At 40.5% G+C, this 15,604-nt stretch carries 13 protein-coding genes; 5 read left to right on the top strand and 8 right to left on the bottom strand.

Going from position 1 to position 15,604, the window contains the following annotated elements:
* Positions 1–76: 76 nt before the first annotated feature.
* Positions 77–1,840 carry a HAMP domain-containing sensor histidine kinase gene (locus ABMY35_RS06670; protein ID WP_138480262.1) on the top strand — a complete coding sequence of 588 codons (1,764 nt, stop codon included), beginning with the start codon at positions 77–79 and terminating at the stop codon, positions 1,838–1,840.
* A gap of 115 nt (positions 1,841–1,955) precedes the next feature.
* Entirely contained in the window at positions 1,956–2,867 is a 912-nt protein-coding gene (gene rdgC / locus ABMY35_RS06665) for a recombination-associated protein RdgC (RefSeq protein WP_349285530.1), read from the top strand.
* 73 nt (positions 2,868–2,940) lie between these two features.
* On the opposite strand, the gene ABMY35_RS06660 is transcribed toward rdgC, so the two are convergent.
* Positions 2,941–4,095, bottom strand: a complete 1,155-nt coding sequence (locus ABMY35_RS06660) for an iron-containing alcohol dehydrogenase (RefSeq protein ID WP_349285529.1) — start codon at positions 4,093–4,095, stop codon at positions 2,941–2,943.
* Between the two features lie 163 nt (positions 4,096–4,258).
* Here ABMY35_RS06660 and ABMY35_RS06655 point away from each other — a divergent pair, with 163 nt between their 5' ends.
* Entirely contained in the window at positions 4,259–5,134 is an 876-nt protein-coding gene (locus tag ABMY35_RS06655) for an AraC family transcriptional regulator (RefSeq protein ID WP_349285528.1), read from the top strand.
* Here the strand turns inward: ABMY35_RS06655 and ABMY35_RS06650 are convergent.
* The 4 genes from ABMY35_RS06650 to tkt form a co-directional block, all read right to left on the bottom strand.
* On the bottom strand, positions 5,131–5,580 hold the full coding sequence (locus tag ABMY35_RS06650) for a GNAT family N-acetyltransferase (RefSeq protein WP_349285527.1): 450 nt from the start codon (positions 5,578–5,580) through the stop codon (positions 5,131–5,133). The two genes, ABMY35_RS06655 and ABMY35_RS06650, sit on opposite strands and share 4 nt — an antisense overlap.
* Positions 5,581–5,727: 147 nt before the next feature.
* Positions 5,728–6,207, bottom strand: coding sequence for a hypothetical protein (locus tag ABMY35_RS06645; protein ID WP_349285526.1), 480 nt, complete (start codon positions 6,205–6,207; stop codon positions 5,728–5,730).
* A gap of 9 nt (positions 6,208–6,216) precedes the next feature.
* Entirely contained in the window at positions 6,217–7,908 is a 1,692-nt protein-coding gene (locus ABMY35_RS06640; protein ID WP_349285525.1) for an LruC domain-containing protein, read from the bottom strand.
* A 254-nt stretch (positions 7,909–8,162) separates the two neighbouring features.
* Entirely contained in the window at positions 8,163–10,157 is a 1,995-nt protein-coding gene (gene tkt, locus ABMY35_RS06635; protein WP_349285524.1) for a transketolase, read from the bottom strand.
* Between the two features lie 263 nt (positions 10,158–10,420).
* Between tkt and metK the strand changes: the two genes are divergently transcribed.
* The gene (metK, locus tag ABMY35_RS06630) at positions 10,421–11,608 is read left to right on the top strand and encodes a methionine adenosyltransferase (RefSeq protein ID WP_349285523.1); all 1,188 of its coding nucleotides are present in this window, start codon (positions 10,421–10,423) and stop codon (positions 11,606–11,608) included.
* Between the two features lie 62 nt (positions 11,609–11,670).
* Here the strand turns inward: metK and ABMY35_RS06625 are convergent, their stop codons facing one another.
* Genes ABMY35_RS06625 through ABMY35_RS06615 form a run of 3 tightly spaced genes read right to left on the bottom strand, consistent with a single transcriptional unit; the run spans position 11,671 to position 14,767 of the window.
* Positions 11,671–12,516 carry an HDOD domain-containing protein gene (locus ABMY35_RS06625; RefSeq protein ID WP_349285522.1) on the bottom strand — a complete coding sequence of 282 codons (846 nt, stop codon included), beginning with the start codon at positions 12,514–12,516 and terminating at the stop codon, positions 11,671–11,673.
* 53 nt (positions 12,517–12,569) lie between these two features.
* On the bottom strand, positions 12,570–13,244 hold the full coding sequence (locus ABMY35_RS06620) for a hypothetical protein (RefSeq protein WP_349285521.1): 675 nt from the start codon (positions 13,242–13,244) through the stop codon (positions 12,570–12,572).
* A 2-nt stretch (positions 13,245–13,246) separates the two neighbouring features.
* Positions 13,247–14,767, bottom strand: coding sequence for a CYTH domain-containing protein (locus tag ABMY35_RS06615; protein ID WP_349285520.1), 1,521 nt, complete (start codon positions 14,765–14,767; stop codon positions 13,247–13,249).
* Between the two features lie 164 nt (positions 14,768–14,931).
* Here ABMY35_RS06615 and ABMY35_RS06610 point away from each other — a divergent pair, with 164 nt between their 5' ends.
* A complete protein-coding gene (locus ABMY35_RS06610; RefSeq protein ID WP_349285519.1) occupies positions 14,932–15,543 on the top strand; it encodes a TIGR04211 family SH3 domain-containing protein in 612 nt (203 codons plus the stop codon).
* Positions 15,544–15,604 lie beyond the last annotated feature (61 nt).

The raw sequence follows: 15,604 nt of genomic DNA, 5'->3' as shown, positions 1-15,604 counted from the left end.
ATTTTTACGCCTTTATTAGCTAAGTTTAACTACAGACGTATCGCTTTAAACGAAATCAGGGAGCCTAGCTTCATTCATGCTGCAAAAAAGCCTATCCAAAAAGCTACTTACGAATGTGCTATCGGTTTACTTTTTGTTAACTTTCCTTGTCACATGTGGTCAGGTTGTTACTGAGTATATAAATACTAAAAACTATATTCAGAATGAGCTAACCATGTTGCAAAAGACCTTTAGCCGTAGTTTAACGCGTGCTATTTGGGAATTAAACACCAAGCAAACGGTTACCACCGCAGAGGGCTTGTTAGCAATCCCTATGATTGAAGGCATTATCGTACGTGACGACAGTGGTGAGATTATCTCTCAACTGGGTCGTTCTCTAGATATTCATGAGTTATACAGCCAACAACTCGTTCAAGAAGAAGCCATCATTGAAGATACGCCCTCAGGACTGTTTGGTTATACTTTTCCCTTAATTTTTGAGTTTTCTGGTCGAGCTACACAAGTTGGTGATGTCACACTCTTCTCAAGCCGAGAAGTTGTACTCAGCCGCATTATGCTATCGATTTACTTCTTGCTTGGTAATGCAGTCGTTAAAACTACTTTCTTAATCATCTTATTCTTAATCGCGTTTAGAAAATTACTGACCGAGCCACTTACTGACTTAACTGAACAGATAGAAGCATTTGAATTAAACGACGACATTGACGGCCAACGCATTGACATTGGTACAACGGAACGCAATGAGTTAAAAGTCATGGAGGAAGCATTCAATAAACTGATAGACAAAGTCAGTGACTATCGAAATCAACTTGATGACACGCAAAAAGAATTATTAATCAGTAACGAAAAGTTAGATCAACATAATTTACAACTAGAACAAGAAGTCGCTCGAAAAACCTCTAACCTCAGCCAGGCTATGATGGATTTGCAGCAGCAAAAATACGAGCTTGAAAAACAAAAGCTCACGCTCACAGAAGAAATCGACTTACGTCGTCAAACTGAGCAAGAGTTGCTAACCAAGCAAAAAGAACTTGAGCGTTACTTAGATGAATTAAACATGGCCCAAGAACGTCTTGTTGGCTCTGAAAAAATGGCCGCACTTGGTGGTTTAGTTGCTGGTATTACGCACGATATTAACACACCTGTTGGTATCGGTGTTACAGCAACCTCATTTTTGCAAGAACGGTTAGAACAAATTGAAGCCGCTTATAAAGACAAAACACTTTCTCCAAAAGCACTTGAAGAGTTTATTAACGACGCTAAGCAAAGCACCAGCTTACTGACTACCAATTTAGATAGAGCCTCTGAACTAGTCGCGAGCTTCAAGCAGATTGCAGTAGACCAAGCAAGTGAGGCTGTGCGTAATATTAATTTGAAGCAATATCTTGCTGAGGTTATTCGCTCGTTGCACCCTAAATTAAAGAAAACCAAGCATGCGATTAATGTTGAATGTCCTGAAGACCTACAATTGAACTTGCCTGCGGGTGCAATTAGCCAGATTTTTACCAACTTGATTATGAACTCTCTTATTCATGGTTTTGAAGGTATTGATCAGGGTGAGATTAATATTGAAATTAAAAATGATAACGACGATGTGGTTATTCATTACAAGGACAATGGTCGTGGTGTCAGCCAGACTCAACTAGAAAAGTTGTTCGACCCTTTCTTTACCACTAAGCGTGATCAAGGTGGCAGTGGCTTAGGCACACACATCACCTTAAATTTAGTTAAACAGACCTTAAACGGTGAAATCGAAGTGAGTAGCGAAGAAGGTAAAGGTTTAAGCTATATGATCCGATTCCCGAAAACACTGCAACAGCCAACTAATATGTTCGATTAAAATACAGCTTTATTTAATTGAGTTAAGCCCTGATTATTCGGGGCTTAATTTTATCCCCCAAGCAAAATAAATATTGCTATCATAACCAACATTAAAATCAGTGGATAATAACAATATGTGGTTCAGCAACCTGATCTGTTACAGATTCAAACAAGACGTTTCATATAACCAAGAAGACTTTGAACAAGCCTTAGAGCAAGACGTATTCCGCCCTTGTGGCAGTCAAGAAATGAATACCTTTGGCTGGACTAAAGCATTTGGTAAACACGGGCAAACTTTATCGCACTTCTCTGAAAAAAGCATTTTAGTGTGTGCAAAACGTGAAGAGAAGGTGCTTCCAGCTTCAGTTATCAACGACATGTTAGCTGAAAAAATTGAATTAATTGAGCGTGAAGAAAACCGCCCTGTTAAGAAAAAAGAAAAAGATGAGCTTAAAGAGAACATCTTAAGCACATTGCTTCCTCAAGCGTTTAAAAAATCGAGCCTACAATTTGCTTTTATTGATCAAGTAAATGGCTGGGTTATTGTAAACAGTGCAAGCTTTAATAAGGCCGAAGAGTTACTCGCACTACTAAGAAAGTCATTAGGCACACTGCCTGTGGTACCTGCGTTTGCTAACTATGATTTAGATGTGTTTTTAACTGACTGGTTAACTCACTTTAATGCCCCAGACGGTTTCGCGATTGGCTCAGATGCAGAACTTCAAGAGCCTGACGATAACGGTGCGCAAGTTAAATTGAAGCAACATGATTTAGCCAGCGATGAAATTAAAACTCACTTAGAAAATGGTAAGCGTGTTACTAAACTTGCGCTTGATTGGCGTGAACGTGTGAAGTTTATTTTACAAAATGACGGAACATTAAAACGCTTAAGCTATGCCGATGCGCTAAAAGAGCAAAATGCCGATATTCCAAAAGAAGACATGGCCATTAAGTTAGATGCCGATTTCATCTTAATCACAGAAGAAATTAAAGAGTTAATTGAAGAGCTTACTGCAGGGTTAGGCGATAAAGAAGATTTAGCTTAATCTTTTATTCAAATTACAAAATGAATACTTAAACGAGAAAGGAGCCAAACGGCTCCTTTTTTATAAAATAAATTTACTTCGCTGCTAACAGTATCTCTTTAACGACATCTAACGTTAGATCACCAGTTTCACTTAATTGAGTTAATCCCATTTTTTCCATATTAGCTACTACCGTATCAATGCCTTCATCATCAATACCGTAGTGAGACAGTGCAGTCACAATATCTAACGAGTTGAAGAAAGCTTCTGTCTTATCTATCGCCTGATTAATTTTCTCGTCTTCAGTGCCGTCTTTGATGTCCCAAACACGCTCAGCAAATTGTACTAGCTTGTCATGTTTTTGCGCTTTACGTGCTCTTAATAAGCTTGGAAGAACAATGGCAAGTGTACGACCATGTGCAATACCGAACATCGCGGTCAACTCATGACCAATCATGTGAGTTGACCAATCTTGCGGTACACCAACACCGATAATACCATTCAGAGCAGATGTAGCTGACCACATAAAGTTCTTACGAGCCGCTAAATCATCACTTTGATAAGTCATCGGGCCATCTTCAATTAAGGTTTTTAAAATCCCCTCAGAGAACCTATCTTGCACTTTTGCGCCGACAGGCTGAGTCAGGTACTGCTCAACTACGTGCACAAATGCATCTGCTACGCCATTCGCCACCTGCTCTCTTGGTAAAGAGAAAGTAAAGTCTGGATCTAGCACTGAAAACTGTGGATACACTAGTGGCGATGTAATTGGGTATTTTTGCTCATTGTAGGTCACCACAGAAAATGCATTCATTTCAGAACCTGTCGCAGGCAAAGTCGCAATACAACCAAGTGGCACCGCTTTTTCAACTGGCACAGGATTAAAGCCGTGGAACAATAATGTATGATGATCTTTATCAGCATTCGCTGCTAAGGCGATGAATTTTGTGCCATCCATCACTGAGCCACCACCAACAGCCAGTAAAAAGTCGATGTTGTTCTCTTTCACCACTTTTACCGCTTTCATTAAAGTCTTAAATTGTGGGTTTGGCTCAATACCACCAAACTCTGTTACTTCGCGTTCACCTAAATTACTGACCACTTTTTCTAGGGTGCCAAAGCGCTTAACACTACCACCACCATATAAAACAAGTACTTTTGCCGATGCTGGGATAAGTTTATCTAGTTCACCCAGTCTATCTTGACCAAATACGATTCGAGTCGGATTGTAAAAATCAAAGTTTTGCATAATGTGCCCCTAAGTGTTTTGTTAAGTACAGAATAGCAACTCACAGCTTTATTAAAATGACTTAAACCATCAATTTCATGCCTAAAACTCTCACCCATAAGAAAACAACTCAAAAACGCTTTTATCCTTGATATACTTACTCCATGACATAATTTGGTGACGAATGATGCAATCACTCATTAAACAACTCGAACTATTAGCGCCCTCTGAAGGCTACAACCAGACATTTATTAACGGCGTTGGTATCTATAAGAGCAGTGAAAGCGCACAAAGAACGCCACTGTGTTACAGCCAAGGTATTATTTTCGTTCTGCAGGGGCAAAAACGGGTCTTTTTCGATGAGCGAATTTATACCTATAACCCAGATAATTATTTGGTACTCACCGTGCCTTTACCTGCAGAATGTGAAACACAGCTTACAAACAACAATCCTTTATTGTCATTAATCATCGACTTTGACATGTCTGTACTGGGGGAGTTAGTTAGGGTCTTTGATGAACATGGTAAGCTAAATGGCAGCGATAAAAAGAGCAATGCAAAAGGCCTATTTGTCAGTGAAAATACAGATGCCTTATCTTGCACGCTAACCCGATTAGTTGACTGTTTAGGATCAAAGTTACAATCTGACATTATTGGGAAAGGCTTGGTTCGAGAGGTTTTTTATCACGTATTACAAGGCCCACAAGCGTCGCCTTTATTTGATTTAGTTTCACATAATACGCATATGTCTAAAATGGAGCGTACGCTTAAACACCTGCATAATCACTATGATGACAAGCTAGATGTTGAACAACTCGCGAGTATGGCAAATATGAGCGCCTCTACGTTTCACCGTAACTTTAAACAAATAACCGCATCTTCCCCTATTCAATACGTAAAGAAGCTCAGATTATCTAAAGCGAGAGACTTATTACAAGATCAAGGGATCAAAGTAAAGCAAGCCGCTGCGCAAGTCGGTTATGAAAGCGCCACTCAGTTTAGTCGCGAATTTACCCGCTACTTTGGCATTTCACCGAGTGATTATGCCAAAGCAAATTAAAAATACTTTTCGAAGAATAGCAACTGATGCACTCCATGCTGACAGCGTTTAAATTCTTGATAGCCAAGTTTACTGTAGATGTGTTGCCCTCGCTCATTGAAGTCAAACACATCTAACCAAATACGCTGACAAGCGAAGTGCTCAAGGCAATATTGCTCCATAGCTCGAATAGCCAACTGCCCTATTCCAGCACCGCGATGACCTATCACTATGCGCCTAAACTCAATAGTGTTATTGGGCTCCAAAGCAAGAATAATAAAGCCCACCAAGCGTTCATTTTGAAGAACTGACAGGTATTGAATTGTGGGCTCTTGCATACTAACCAAGTGCTGCTCTTTGGAGTTGGCCAAGATAAATTCACCTACACCAGCTTGCTGCTCCCATCCCTCTAAGATGGCTAACTGTTCTGGTACTGTATTAACCAGTTTAATATCATCCTTCTTCATCACTACACCGCTTTCAAAACTTGATTGAAACTTAAGTACTTTTTAATTTAATAAATTTTTTATATTTATCAAAGAATCCAAAATAAACACAAAAAAGACGACCATTCATTGTCGTCTTTTCTTGTCACTACATATCAGTTAAGTAAACTACTCAAACTTTAGAGAGTAACTGCTATCACCAGTGAGTTTAATCACTTTATAGACTTCACTTATTCCAGCATCCATCGGTAACCACTCTACGGTTAAATATTCCCAATTACCATCTACCTGCATTGATTGACTAGAGCCATTCAAAGCAAACATTGAAGTTAATCGATTCTCATAGGCTGGATAATAGATGTTAGTCTTTTCATCATGAAATCCTACACCATGATAAAAGACAAGTTTGCCGCTTTCTGATTTCAATCCGGACACAGTTACTTCAACTTTCATATCAGTCCTAAAATCAAAATCTGAGGCAGCAACTAAATCCTGAGTGCTTGGCTCTTTATTTTCTTGAACGGTCGCGGTGGTATTATTTACGCTTGTTTGTGGGGCTTCTTGAGTATTTTCAGAGCCACCTCCGCATGCTGATAAAACAGTTAGCACAAAAAGACTTGGTAGGGTCGATGTTAATAAATTTTTCATGCTTGTCTCCTACTCTTGCTCGTAAAGTTTTGTCTTAGTTGCATTTTCAAGCAAATACCAAGACTTCTCTTGTTCACCCGAAGAAGTAACCCAATCAGCAAACTTGGGGTAAGCATTTCTAATATCAACACTTTCTTTTGGGTGCTTCCAATCACTGGTGATATTGAGTGCCCATGGAAATTGATTGGCATTAATAAAGTAGTTAGGCGTTTGACTTGCATCATCTACTTGACCAAATAGCTCATTATTAAATAATTCACTACCGGAAAACTGTTTAAGATGCGCTTCCCAGTTACGCGTTCCGTAAGGCCCATGATATTGTCCATCAAGCGCATAAATATATGGGTCAAATGGTGGGAGAGAAACAGTCGAAGGCATTTGGCTCGGGTCAAAAGTAAGAGTAACTTTGAAAAAATCCATCGCGGGTTCTATACAACTCGGCATGGTTCTATAGAACTGGCAATTCGTATTCGCCAGCTCTCTTGCCACATCATAAGCTTCATCAAACGTACTATTATCATCGAGTAACTTCATGTTTAACTTATTTGTTGCTTCCAAAAAGTTATTACTAATCTCTTCACCGTTATAGGTCATAACTGCAGAGGTTACTGCGCTTGTATCGACGTCTGGTATGTGAATCGCAAACCCATTATGGAAGGATGCACCTGTGGCAACTAATTGATAGTCAATCACAAGCTCTATCATTCTATTTTGATTATTAAATGTTTGCGACATGCGATATTTAATAACAACATCGTTAAAATCATAGTCGCCCATTTTTGGCCATTTATCCTCAAAAGCCAAAGTCGCATAACCACTTTGACTTGGGTAGTAGCTGGTATTTGTGACTGACGAATCTGTTTGTTCCAACAGCTGGTATGTACCTGAATCGACTGAACCATTTTCATTTACGCCTTGTACAGCATAACTTGGTGTCACTTCTACCGAAAATAACAAATCATTGAAGTCATTATCGCCTTGCGAGCGATGTTGATCGTCAAATCCGATCACAAAAAATTCATTTTGTGCATCGTAAAACACCACATTGTGTTCATTGATTTCATCTGCTTCAGGGTTTAAAGCTGGGACACTATAGAAGGGCGTATTCCATGGTCCTAGATTGACTATGTTACCTAGACTGCCTGCCCATCCCCAACCGTTAGGAATAACAAAGAATCCAAGTGCCTGGCCAGGTTGCAAATCTAGTCCGAGTTCCATCCTATCACCTTGCAACATTTCCCCCTCACCAGGCTTTGAGCTATTTGGGAAAATAATCGTATGCTGCGATATATCAGCAATACTCTGGGGCGGATTATCAGCATCAAAGACAAAATAGCCTAGCGTGTTTCTATACCCAGCCCCTTCATTTAAAAATGTCACATTGGCGGTGGCAGTTACAAATGTCTCATCGAGTTCACTTTCATCTTTAATTACTATATTGCTAAGCAAATTACTGTCGATAAACGCTGTATTTACATATTGTCCCTCTGGCAACATTGAGTAGATATTGGTAAGAACATCTGTAGGTAATTGCGACCCAACATTGGAAATATTGGTGAGAGGCTTACCTTTTACGCTATAGCTGAGTGTGTCTGTGGGTAGGACCCCGTTTAAGTAATTAAAATCAATCCCACCAACCGTAACTGCAAAACTGGGTAGAGAGGCAACACCGATAAGAACACTGAATATTTTTTGTTTCATCTTTAGTTCCCTAAAATAAAAGTATGGGGAAACAAGCTTAAATTATACCAACAGCCTAACTTAACTTTTTCAATAAGTTAGCAATCAGTAAGCTGGTGACTTTACTTATTTGCATCGCACTTTGCGAAATCGAAATTGCTATGATGTAATAACTTTCAGATAAAGGAGGGAGCTTTAAGGTTTATATTAAGAATTTTTTCAATAAAAAACCCGCAACAAGTGCGGGTTTCAAATCATTTAATTTACTTTATTGATTAAGCAAATAAACGGTTAGCTTGTACGACCACATTATCAACTGTGAAGCCGAAGTGCTCAAAAAGTTCACCTGCAGGTGCTGACTCACCAAATGTTGACATACCAACCACCGCGCCGTTTAAACCAACATACTTGAACCAGTAGTCAGCAATACCCGCTTCAACGGCAACACGACGTGTTACTGCAGCTGGTAAAACGCTTTCTTTATATTCAGCTGACTGTGCATCAAATACATCAGTAGAAGGCATAGACACAACACGTACTTTCTTGCCTTGTAAGCGTAACTCTTTCGCAGCATCTCCTGCTAACTGTACTTCTGAACCTGTAGCAATCAAAATAAGCTCAGGGTTACCGTCACAGCTAAGCACATAACCACCTTGCTTAATTGCAGCAACTTGTGCTTCGTCACGTGCTTGTTGCTCTAAACCTTGGCGAGTAAAGATAAGTGATGTTGGGCCATCTTTGCGTTCAATCGCTTGCTGCCAAGCAACTGCAGACTCAACTTGGTCACATGGACGCCAGTTTACTAGGTTAGGTGTTAAGCGCATGCTGGCAATTTGCTCAACCGGTTGGTGCGTCGGACCATCTTCACCCAGACCAATTGAATCGTGAGTATAAACAAAGATGCTTGGCTGCTTCATTAATGCTGCCATACGTACCGCGTTACGCGCGTACTCCATGAACATTAAGAAAGTTGCACCATAAGGTACGAAGCCTTTGTGAAGTGCAATACCATTCATGATTGCCGACATACCAAATTCACGTACACCGTAGAAAATGTAGTTACCTGAAGCATCATCAGCCGTTAAGCCTTTTGAGCCTTCCCATAGAGTCAGGTTAGAGCCTGCAAGATCAGCTGAGCCGCCCATAAATTCAGGAAGAATTGGACCAAATGCATTCAGTGCATTTTGTGACGCTTTACGTGTCGCAGGATTAGCTGGGTTTGCTTGAAGTTCTGCAATGTATTTTTCAGTTTCAGCTTGCCAGTTTGCAGGAAGTTCGCCTTTCATTCGACGCTCAAACTCAGCCGCAAGTTCAGGGTACGCCATTTGGTACTCTGTGAATTTCACTAACCAGTGGCTTTGTGCTTGTTGACCACGAGAAGAGGCATCCCACTTAGCGTAGATGTCTTCAGGGATTTCAAACGCATCGTGATCCCAACCAAGGAATTCACGTGCTGCTTTAATTTCTTCATCACCTAATGGTGCACCGTGACAATCGTGGCTACCTGATTTGTTTGGTGAGCCATAACCAATTACTGTCTTACAGCAAATAAGTGTTGGCTTGTCAGTTTCTGCACGAGCCGCTTCGATTGCCGTTTTAATTGCATCGCTATCGTGACCGTCTACATCAGCAATTACATGCCAGCCGTAAGATTCAAAACGCTTAGGTGTATCATCACTGAACCAGCCTTCTACCTCACCATCGATTGAGATGCCGTTGTCATCCCAGAATGCGATCAGCTTACCAAGACCTAGTGTACCGGCTAATGAACAAGCTTCATGTGAAATACCTTCCATTAAACAGCCATCGCCTAAGAAGGTGTAAGTGAAGTGGTTTACAATATCAAATTCGTCACGGTTGAATTGTGCTGCAAGTGCTTTTTCAGCAATCGCCATACCTACCGCATTTGTAATACCCTGACCAAGTGGGCCTGTTGTTGTTTCTACACCTGGTGCATAGCCGTACTCTGGGTGGCCCGGTGTTTTAGAATGCATTTGACGGAAGTTTTTCAGATCATCAATAGAAAGATCATAACCGCTCAGGTGCAACAAAGAATAAATAAGCATAGAGCCGTGACCATTTGACAGAATAAATCGATCGCGGTCAGCCCAATCAGGATTGCTTGGGTTGTGCTTTAAATAATCGCGCCACAGTACTTCTGCGATATCAGCCATACCCATAGGTGCTCCTGGGTGGCCCGATTTAGCTTTTTGTACTGCGTCCATAGACAGAACGCGAATGGCATTTGCAAGTTCTTTGCGAGACGGCATGAATTCTCCTACCTTTAATAGTGTTGCGCTGAAATGTCAGTGCGCTCATTCTGACTCATTTATGGTGCATTCTGCAACGTTAATACCTGAGAAAAAGAGAGCTAAACCTGCTTAATTCGAGATCTGCAATTGAAAAAATCTAATTCAGACGTCTAGGCGTAAAAAAACTAGGCAAGTTAAATTGTTTTAGATAGAATACGCCTCTTATTTTTTCGCGCTATCCCCGATGTTCGTGAAGCGCAATATTTGTGAGCATAGATACAATGGCAAAACACTTATTTACTTCTGAGTCTGTTTCTGAAGGTCATCCGGATAAAATCGCTGATCAGATCTCTGACGCGGTACTAGATGCAATCATTACCCAAGATAAACACGCTCGTGTTGCTTGTGAAACTATGGTTAAAACAGGCGTTGCGATCATCTCTGGTGAAATTTCAACAGATGCTTGGGTAGACCTAGAGTCAATCACGCGTAAAGTAATCACAGATATCGGTTACACGTCTTCTGATGTAGGTTTTGACGGTGACACATGTGGCATCATGAACCTTATAGGTCAACAGTCTCCTGAGATTGCACAGGGTGTAGATCGCTCTAAGCCTGAAGAGCAAGGTGCGGGTGACCAAGGTCTAATGTTTGGTTATGCAACGAACGAAACACCAACGCTTATGCCTGCGCCTCTTTACTACTCACACTTGTTAGTAGAGCGTCAAGCTGAAGCACGTAAATCAGGTATCCTACCTTGGTTACGTCCAGATGCTAAGTCTCAAGTAACTTTCGTATATGAAGACGGCAAGCCTGTTGCTATCGATGCTGTTGTACTTTCAACTCAGCATAACCCTGACATCGAGCAAGATGCACTGGTTGATGCTGTAATGAAAAACATCATCAAGCACACGCTACCTGCAGAGTTCTTAACTGAAGATACTAAATACTTCATCAACCCAACAGGTCGCTTCGTGATCGGTGGTCCAGTAGGTGACTGTGGTCTAACAGGCCGTAAAATCATCGTTGACACATACGGTGGTATGGCACGTCATGGTGGTGGTGCTTTCTCTGGTAAAGATCCATCAAAGGTTGACCGCAGTGCAGCATACGCTGGTCGTTATGTTGCTAAGAACATTGTTGCAGCAGGCCTGGCAGACAAGTGTGAAATCCAAGTTTCTTACGCTATCGGTGTAGCTGAGCCTACATCAATCACAATTGATACATTCGGCACAGGTAAAGTATCAGAAGAGAAGCTAGTAGAGCTAGTTCGTGAGCACTTCGACCTACGCCCTTACGGCATTACTAAGATGCTAGACCTACTTCACCCTATGTACCAAATGACTGCTGCGTACGGTCACTTCGGTCGTGAGCCGTTTGAAATGACGGTTGGTGATGACACTTTCACAGCATTTAGCTGGGAAAAAACAGATAAAGCAGACGCACTAAGAGCAGCTGCTGGCTTGTAATTTTAAGTCATCTGTAAAAAAGGCGCTTACCTGAAAAGGAGCGCCTTTTTTAATATCTGTAGTTAATGAATAAAGTACTCTTCTACATCTTCTTTAAGATTAGTGTAATCATCATCGCTCAATTCTAATGCAACTAACACCAAATCTTTAAATGCGAACCAATCACCGCAAGGTCTAAAATGCTTTGCTTCAAAGGATAAATTCTCTGCTAGTTTCATTGCCGCGAAAGTCGCTTTGAGTGTTGGGTCTGTTTCTTCCTTTAAGTATGATTCATCGTGATGTCGTAGAATCATTTGGCAGATAGGCTTAGGAAGGTGCCAAGAGGATGCTAGGTAATAGCCAACGATAGTGTGACTTACTGGATATATTTGCTCTTCATAGTATAAAAGGCTCTGCTCACCTCTCTGATAAGCTCGAGTCATCAAGTCATTATAGTTATCAAAGCGCATGGCCATTGCGGGTACCCCTGAGTCATGGAATAAACCCAGTAATTGTAGGTTTTCTAATGGGACAGTGGTTTTTATTTGCTTACCGATAGCTATCGCTAGTTGCGACATATCGGTAGCATTATCCCAAAATCGCTGCAACGAAATACAACAATCTTCTTGTTTAAAGGCATTTTTAAGCAAGTGACCCGTCACTAATTGTGTGATGCAATTTACACCTAAAAACATCACGGCCTGGCGAATATCTGTAATGGTTCGAGACATACCGTATGCCGGAGAGTTAATGACTTTTAAGACCGCAGCCGCAGTGCCCACATCTTCACTGATGATTTCTGCAATATTCCCAAGCTCTGGCTCATCATTGTTCAATTCATTTTGTAAGTTTTGTAGTACTTCAGGCTTTGAAGGCAAACTAAAACCAGATTTCAGATCTGCCAACACCTTGTCATCAATGTCGATCATAGGCCGGATACTTTTTCACTTTTGGTTAGCTGAGTGTAGTAGAGGAAAAGTGATTACTCAAAAGTCGAACAAGAAGAAGTGATAAAGTTATTGTCAGCCTGATACTCTTTTTTATAGATTTGCTTAGCCATATTTTGAAAGGTCTTCTTTACCCCTTTAAGTGCGGTTTTGTTGCTCAACCAAGTGGGGATTTTACCTTGTGGATCAGCATAAATTTGATGAGTTATGAGCAAGGTATTTGAAGTTTCTTCAAGTAACCAACTGCCCTCTATGGGTGCAACGAAGATATACTTCTTAAATTGCTCTAGTGGTAAAAATTCCGTTCTTTTAGATTTATCGATAGATTTGATCAATAACTTAGATGTGGCCTCCGAAACAAGCCTATGACATGAATGTGTGAGCATCACTCTGTCTTTTACAGGCCAAGGCGCATTTAGAACAGTAACAACAATATTTTCACCTTTAGTATGCCAAAGCATAGATCTGACACTTCTGACGTTACTGAGCCACTCAGATGCATTTTGTGTATCATTTAAAAGGTTTAAAAAGGCTTGACGATTTAAGTTATCAAAACTGGCTTGCGCTTTAATTTCGATTAATCCAGATGACTGTTTTTGATAGCTAATAGATAGTTTGTCTTCGCTATACCAACTTTTCCAATTGGCATAGGCTTTAAAGGAAGGTAGTACGAGCAAGCTCCATAAAAGATATTTACAGAGCTTTTTCATGATTAACGCCAATATGGCATGCTATTGAGCGAGGCTCTGCGGCTTTGCTCCATCGCTTGAACTAGAAAGTCTGCTTTTTTAGAAAGCCATAACTCTATTTCTTCAAGCTCTGGCAGGTTTTGCTGCTCACATAGGGTTTTTAAATAAGCCAGCGTTTCCAGCTCATAGATCCCATAAGCAATATCAATCCAAGGCGTTCGGAATGATTGTCTTGTGTCTTTGTCGTATAAAGAGCCAAGGCAGTTACCACTCAGCAAAGCGCAATCTAGCAATGAGCGAAGCGCAAGGTAATCTTGCGTACATAAATCTTTGCCTTCAGGTAAATCAGATTGTAACTTTTGCCAGTCTTTCTCAAAAGCTGCATCAGCCACCTCTTTAATAGGCAACTCAGCCGCTGATACCGCATGCTGGCTCCATTCCTGACGCCAACCTTTGTCAACCAACCAACGTGTTAAAGCTAAAACAAGTTTGTTATAGCGCGGACTGTGGAATAAGTCCTCTATATCAGTGATACTAGGCTGCTCTGCTTTTAAGTCATCAATAAGTGCTGCTAACTCATCCGCATTATTGATTTTTTTATAATAAGCATGGCGCTTTGAGGTGTATGTTTTCAAATGGATCGCATCTTCAACCCAATCTAACTCACTCAATAACCAATCCATTTCACCAAGCAAGCGCTCAGTCGCATTGCCTTCAACAATTGGCTCAAATAATTTAAACGCATGTTTAATCAGATTGATGCCATCGATAACACGTTTAAGTGTCTTTAAACTTGGTTTGTTAAAGTAGCACTGCTCATGCTTTTGCACGAACTCAATACCGTAATTCACACACTGTACCAGTGCATATTCTTGAGTTGCGTGACGGTTTAACTTCACAACACCAATATATTTATTGGGTTTTAATGGCTTATCATCAGCAAGGCGATAACCTCTTGCTGCTTTTGAATATAAGCCTAAACGCAAACCTCCTAAGCTAATTAGGTGCTCAGCAAGTAAAAATAGATCGCTTCGCTGACCTTCAACGAGTTCAATCTCTAACTCAGAAATGGCTTCAACCTGACCCTGTGCAACAATTTCACCTTTATCAAGTACCACTTCAATTTTTGAGCCTTGCTCAGTTTCAATGAGCCAAGTTCGGCGAATAAAGTTAGTACTAAAAATTGGAAATAAGTTGTCACTAATGGCTGTGATCTGCATACCATGTGGCCAAATATCTTGCTTAAATGCCAAAATATTTGGACGCGGCGTATCAATAGGTAAGTTGTACTCAGGACGTTGATGAAGACCACCAACAACTTGCCCTGCCAATTTAATCGTTTGCTCACACTGCTCATCACAACAACGTGTTCTTAAACCGATATCTAATGCTCTCAACTCACGATTCGGGGTATCAAAGTAGGCGTTTTTTAGATTCTTGGCGGGTTTATTTTTTACAGTTTTTGCAAACTGCATGATGAGTCCTGGAATAAGAGGAACCTCATTATCTGAAAGTAAAAACTTCAGTTCTATTTCAGTGTCCATTAGGGCAAGTGATTACCTATATAATTGTAGAACGGTAAAAATATACAAAGCAGCGGTTATTTGCAATCTTTTTGCAGCAAGTTCAAGGAAGTTTAGCGCTTCACTTGATATTACTCCTTGAAATTCATACTATCTCAAGAAACAACTCTCTATAAGGGTCACGGATGTTAAAACGTATATTAGTGCCTACAATTTTCGCACTTTTCTCGCACTATTCTCTCGCTGAAGATGTTCAAACAACAGAAAATAGTAATAGCAGCGAAAATACGGCCTATATCTCAGATAGTTTATTCGTTTATGTACATTCTGGACCAGGAAAAAACTACCGTATTGTTGGCTCTGTAGATGCTGGTAGCCAAGTCGCCATTATGGCAGGCAATGAAAATGGTTTTCAGCAGGTCATCGATGATAAAGGTCGTGAAGTATGGGTTGAAACCCAGTTTGTCTCAAGCCAGCCAGGACTCGCGCACCAATTAGATGAGCTAGGTCAGCAATTACAACAAACAAAACAAGCACTCAATGATGCCCAAACAGACTTACCTCGCTTGCAACAACTTAATCAAGATTTACAAGCTGAAAATGAAAATTTACAGCAAACAATTCAGCGTTTAGAAAAAGCGGTAACGGATGAAAAACAAAAAGCGCTTTCTTCTGAACAAGCAGAACAACATTTAATGCTTTCCTACGGCGGTGGTGTTGGTGTGGGTGGTTTATTAATAGGTGTCGTATTAACTCTATTCTTATCACGCAGAAAGCGTTACGACGGTTGGGCTTAGTTTCAACTTAATAAATATTCAAAATAAAAAACCGCATTTCACAATGCGGTTTTTTATTTTT

It is taken from the genome of Pseudoalteromonas sp. BZB3 (genome assembly GCF_040104455.1).
Taxonomy (GTDB): Bacteria; Pseudomonadota; Gammaproteobacteria; order Enterobacterales; family Alteromonadaceae; genus Pseudoalteromonas.
This window is presented reverse-complemented; position numbering and strand designations above follow the sequence as displayed.

Coding starts and splice junctions, on each gene's coding strand:
- ABMY35_RS06610 (WP_349285519.1), top strand. CDS start 14,932: ATGTTAAAACGTATATTAGTGCCTACAATTTTCGCACTTTTCTCGCAC.
- ABMY35_RS06620 (WP_349285521.1), bottom strand. CDS start 13,244: ATGAAAAAGCTCTGTAAATATCTTTTATGGAGCTTGCTCGTACTACCT.
- ABMY35_RS06625 (WP_349285522.1), bottom strand. CDS start 12,516: ATGATCGACATTGATGACAAGGTGTTGGCAGATCTGAAATCTGGTTTT.
- metK (WP_349285523.1), top strand. CDS start 10,421: ATGGCAAAACACTTATTTACTTCTGAGTCTGTTTCTGAAGGTCATCCG.
- ABMY35_RS06655 (WP_349285528.1), top strand. CDS start 4,259: ATGATGCAATCACTCATTAAACAACTCGAACTATTAGCGCCCTCTGAA.
- ABMY35_RS06615 (WP_349285520.1), bottom strand. CDS start 14,767: ATGGACACTGAAATAGAACTGAAGTTTTTACTTTCAGATAATGAGGTT.
- ABMY35_RS06650 (WP_349285527.1), bottom strand. CDS start 5,580: ATGAAGAAGGATGATATTAAACTGGTTAATACAGTACCAGAACAGTTA.
- ABMY35_RS06645 (WP_349285526.1), bottom strand. CDS start 6,207: ATGAAAAATTTATTAACATCGACCCTACCAAGTCTTTTTGTGCTAACT.
- rdgC (WP_349285530.1), top strand. CDS start 1,956: ATGTGGTTCAGCAACCTGATCTGTTACAGATTCAAACAAGACGTTTCA.
- ABMY35_RS06640 (WP_349285525.1), bottom strand. CDS start 7,908: ATGAAACAAAAAATATTCAGTGTTCTTATCGGTGTTGCCTCTCTACCC.
- ABMY35_RS06670 (WP_138480262.1), top strand. CDS start 77: ATGCTGCAAAAAAGCCTATCCAAAAAGCTACTTACGAATGTGCTATCG.
- tkt (WP_349285524.1), bottom strand. CDS start 10,157: ATGCCGTCTCGCAAAGAACTTGCAAATGCCATTCGCGTTCTGTCTATG.
- ABMY35_RS06660 (WP_349285529.1), bottom strand. CDS start 4,095: ATGCAAAACTTTGATTTTTACAATCCGACTCGAATCGTATTTGGTCAA.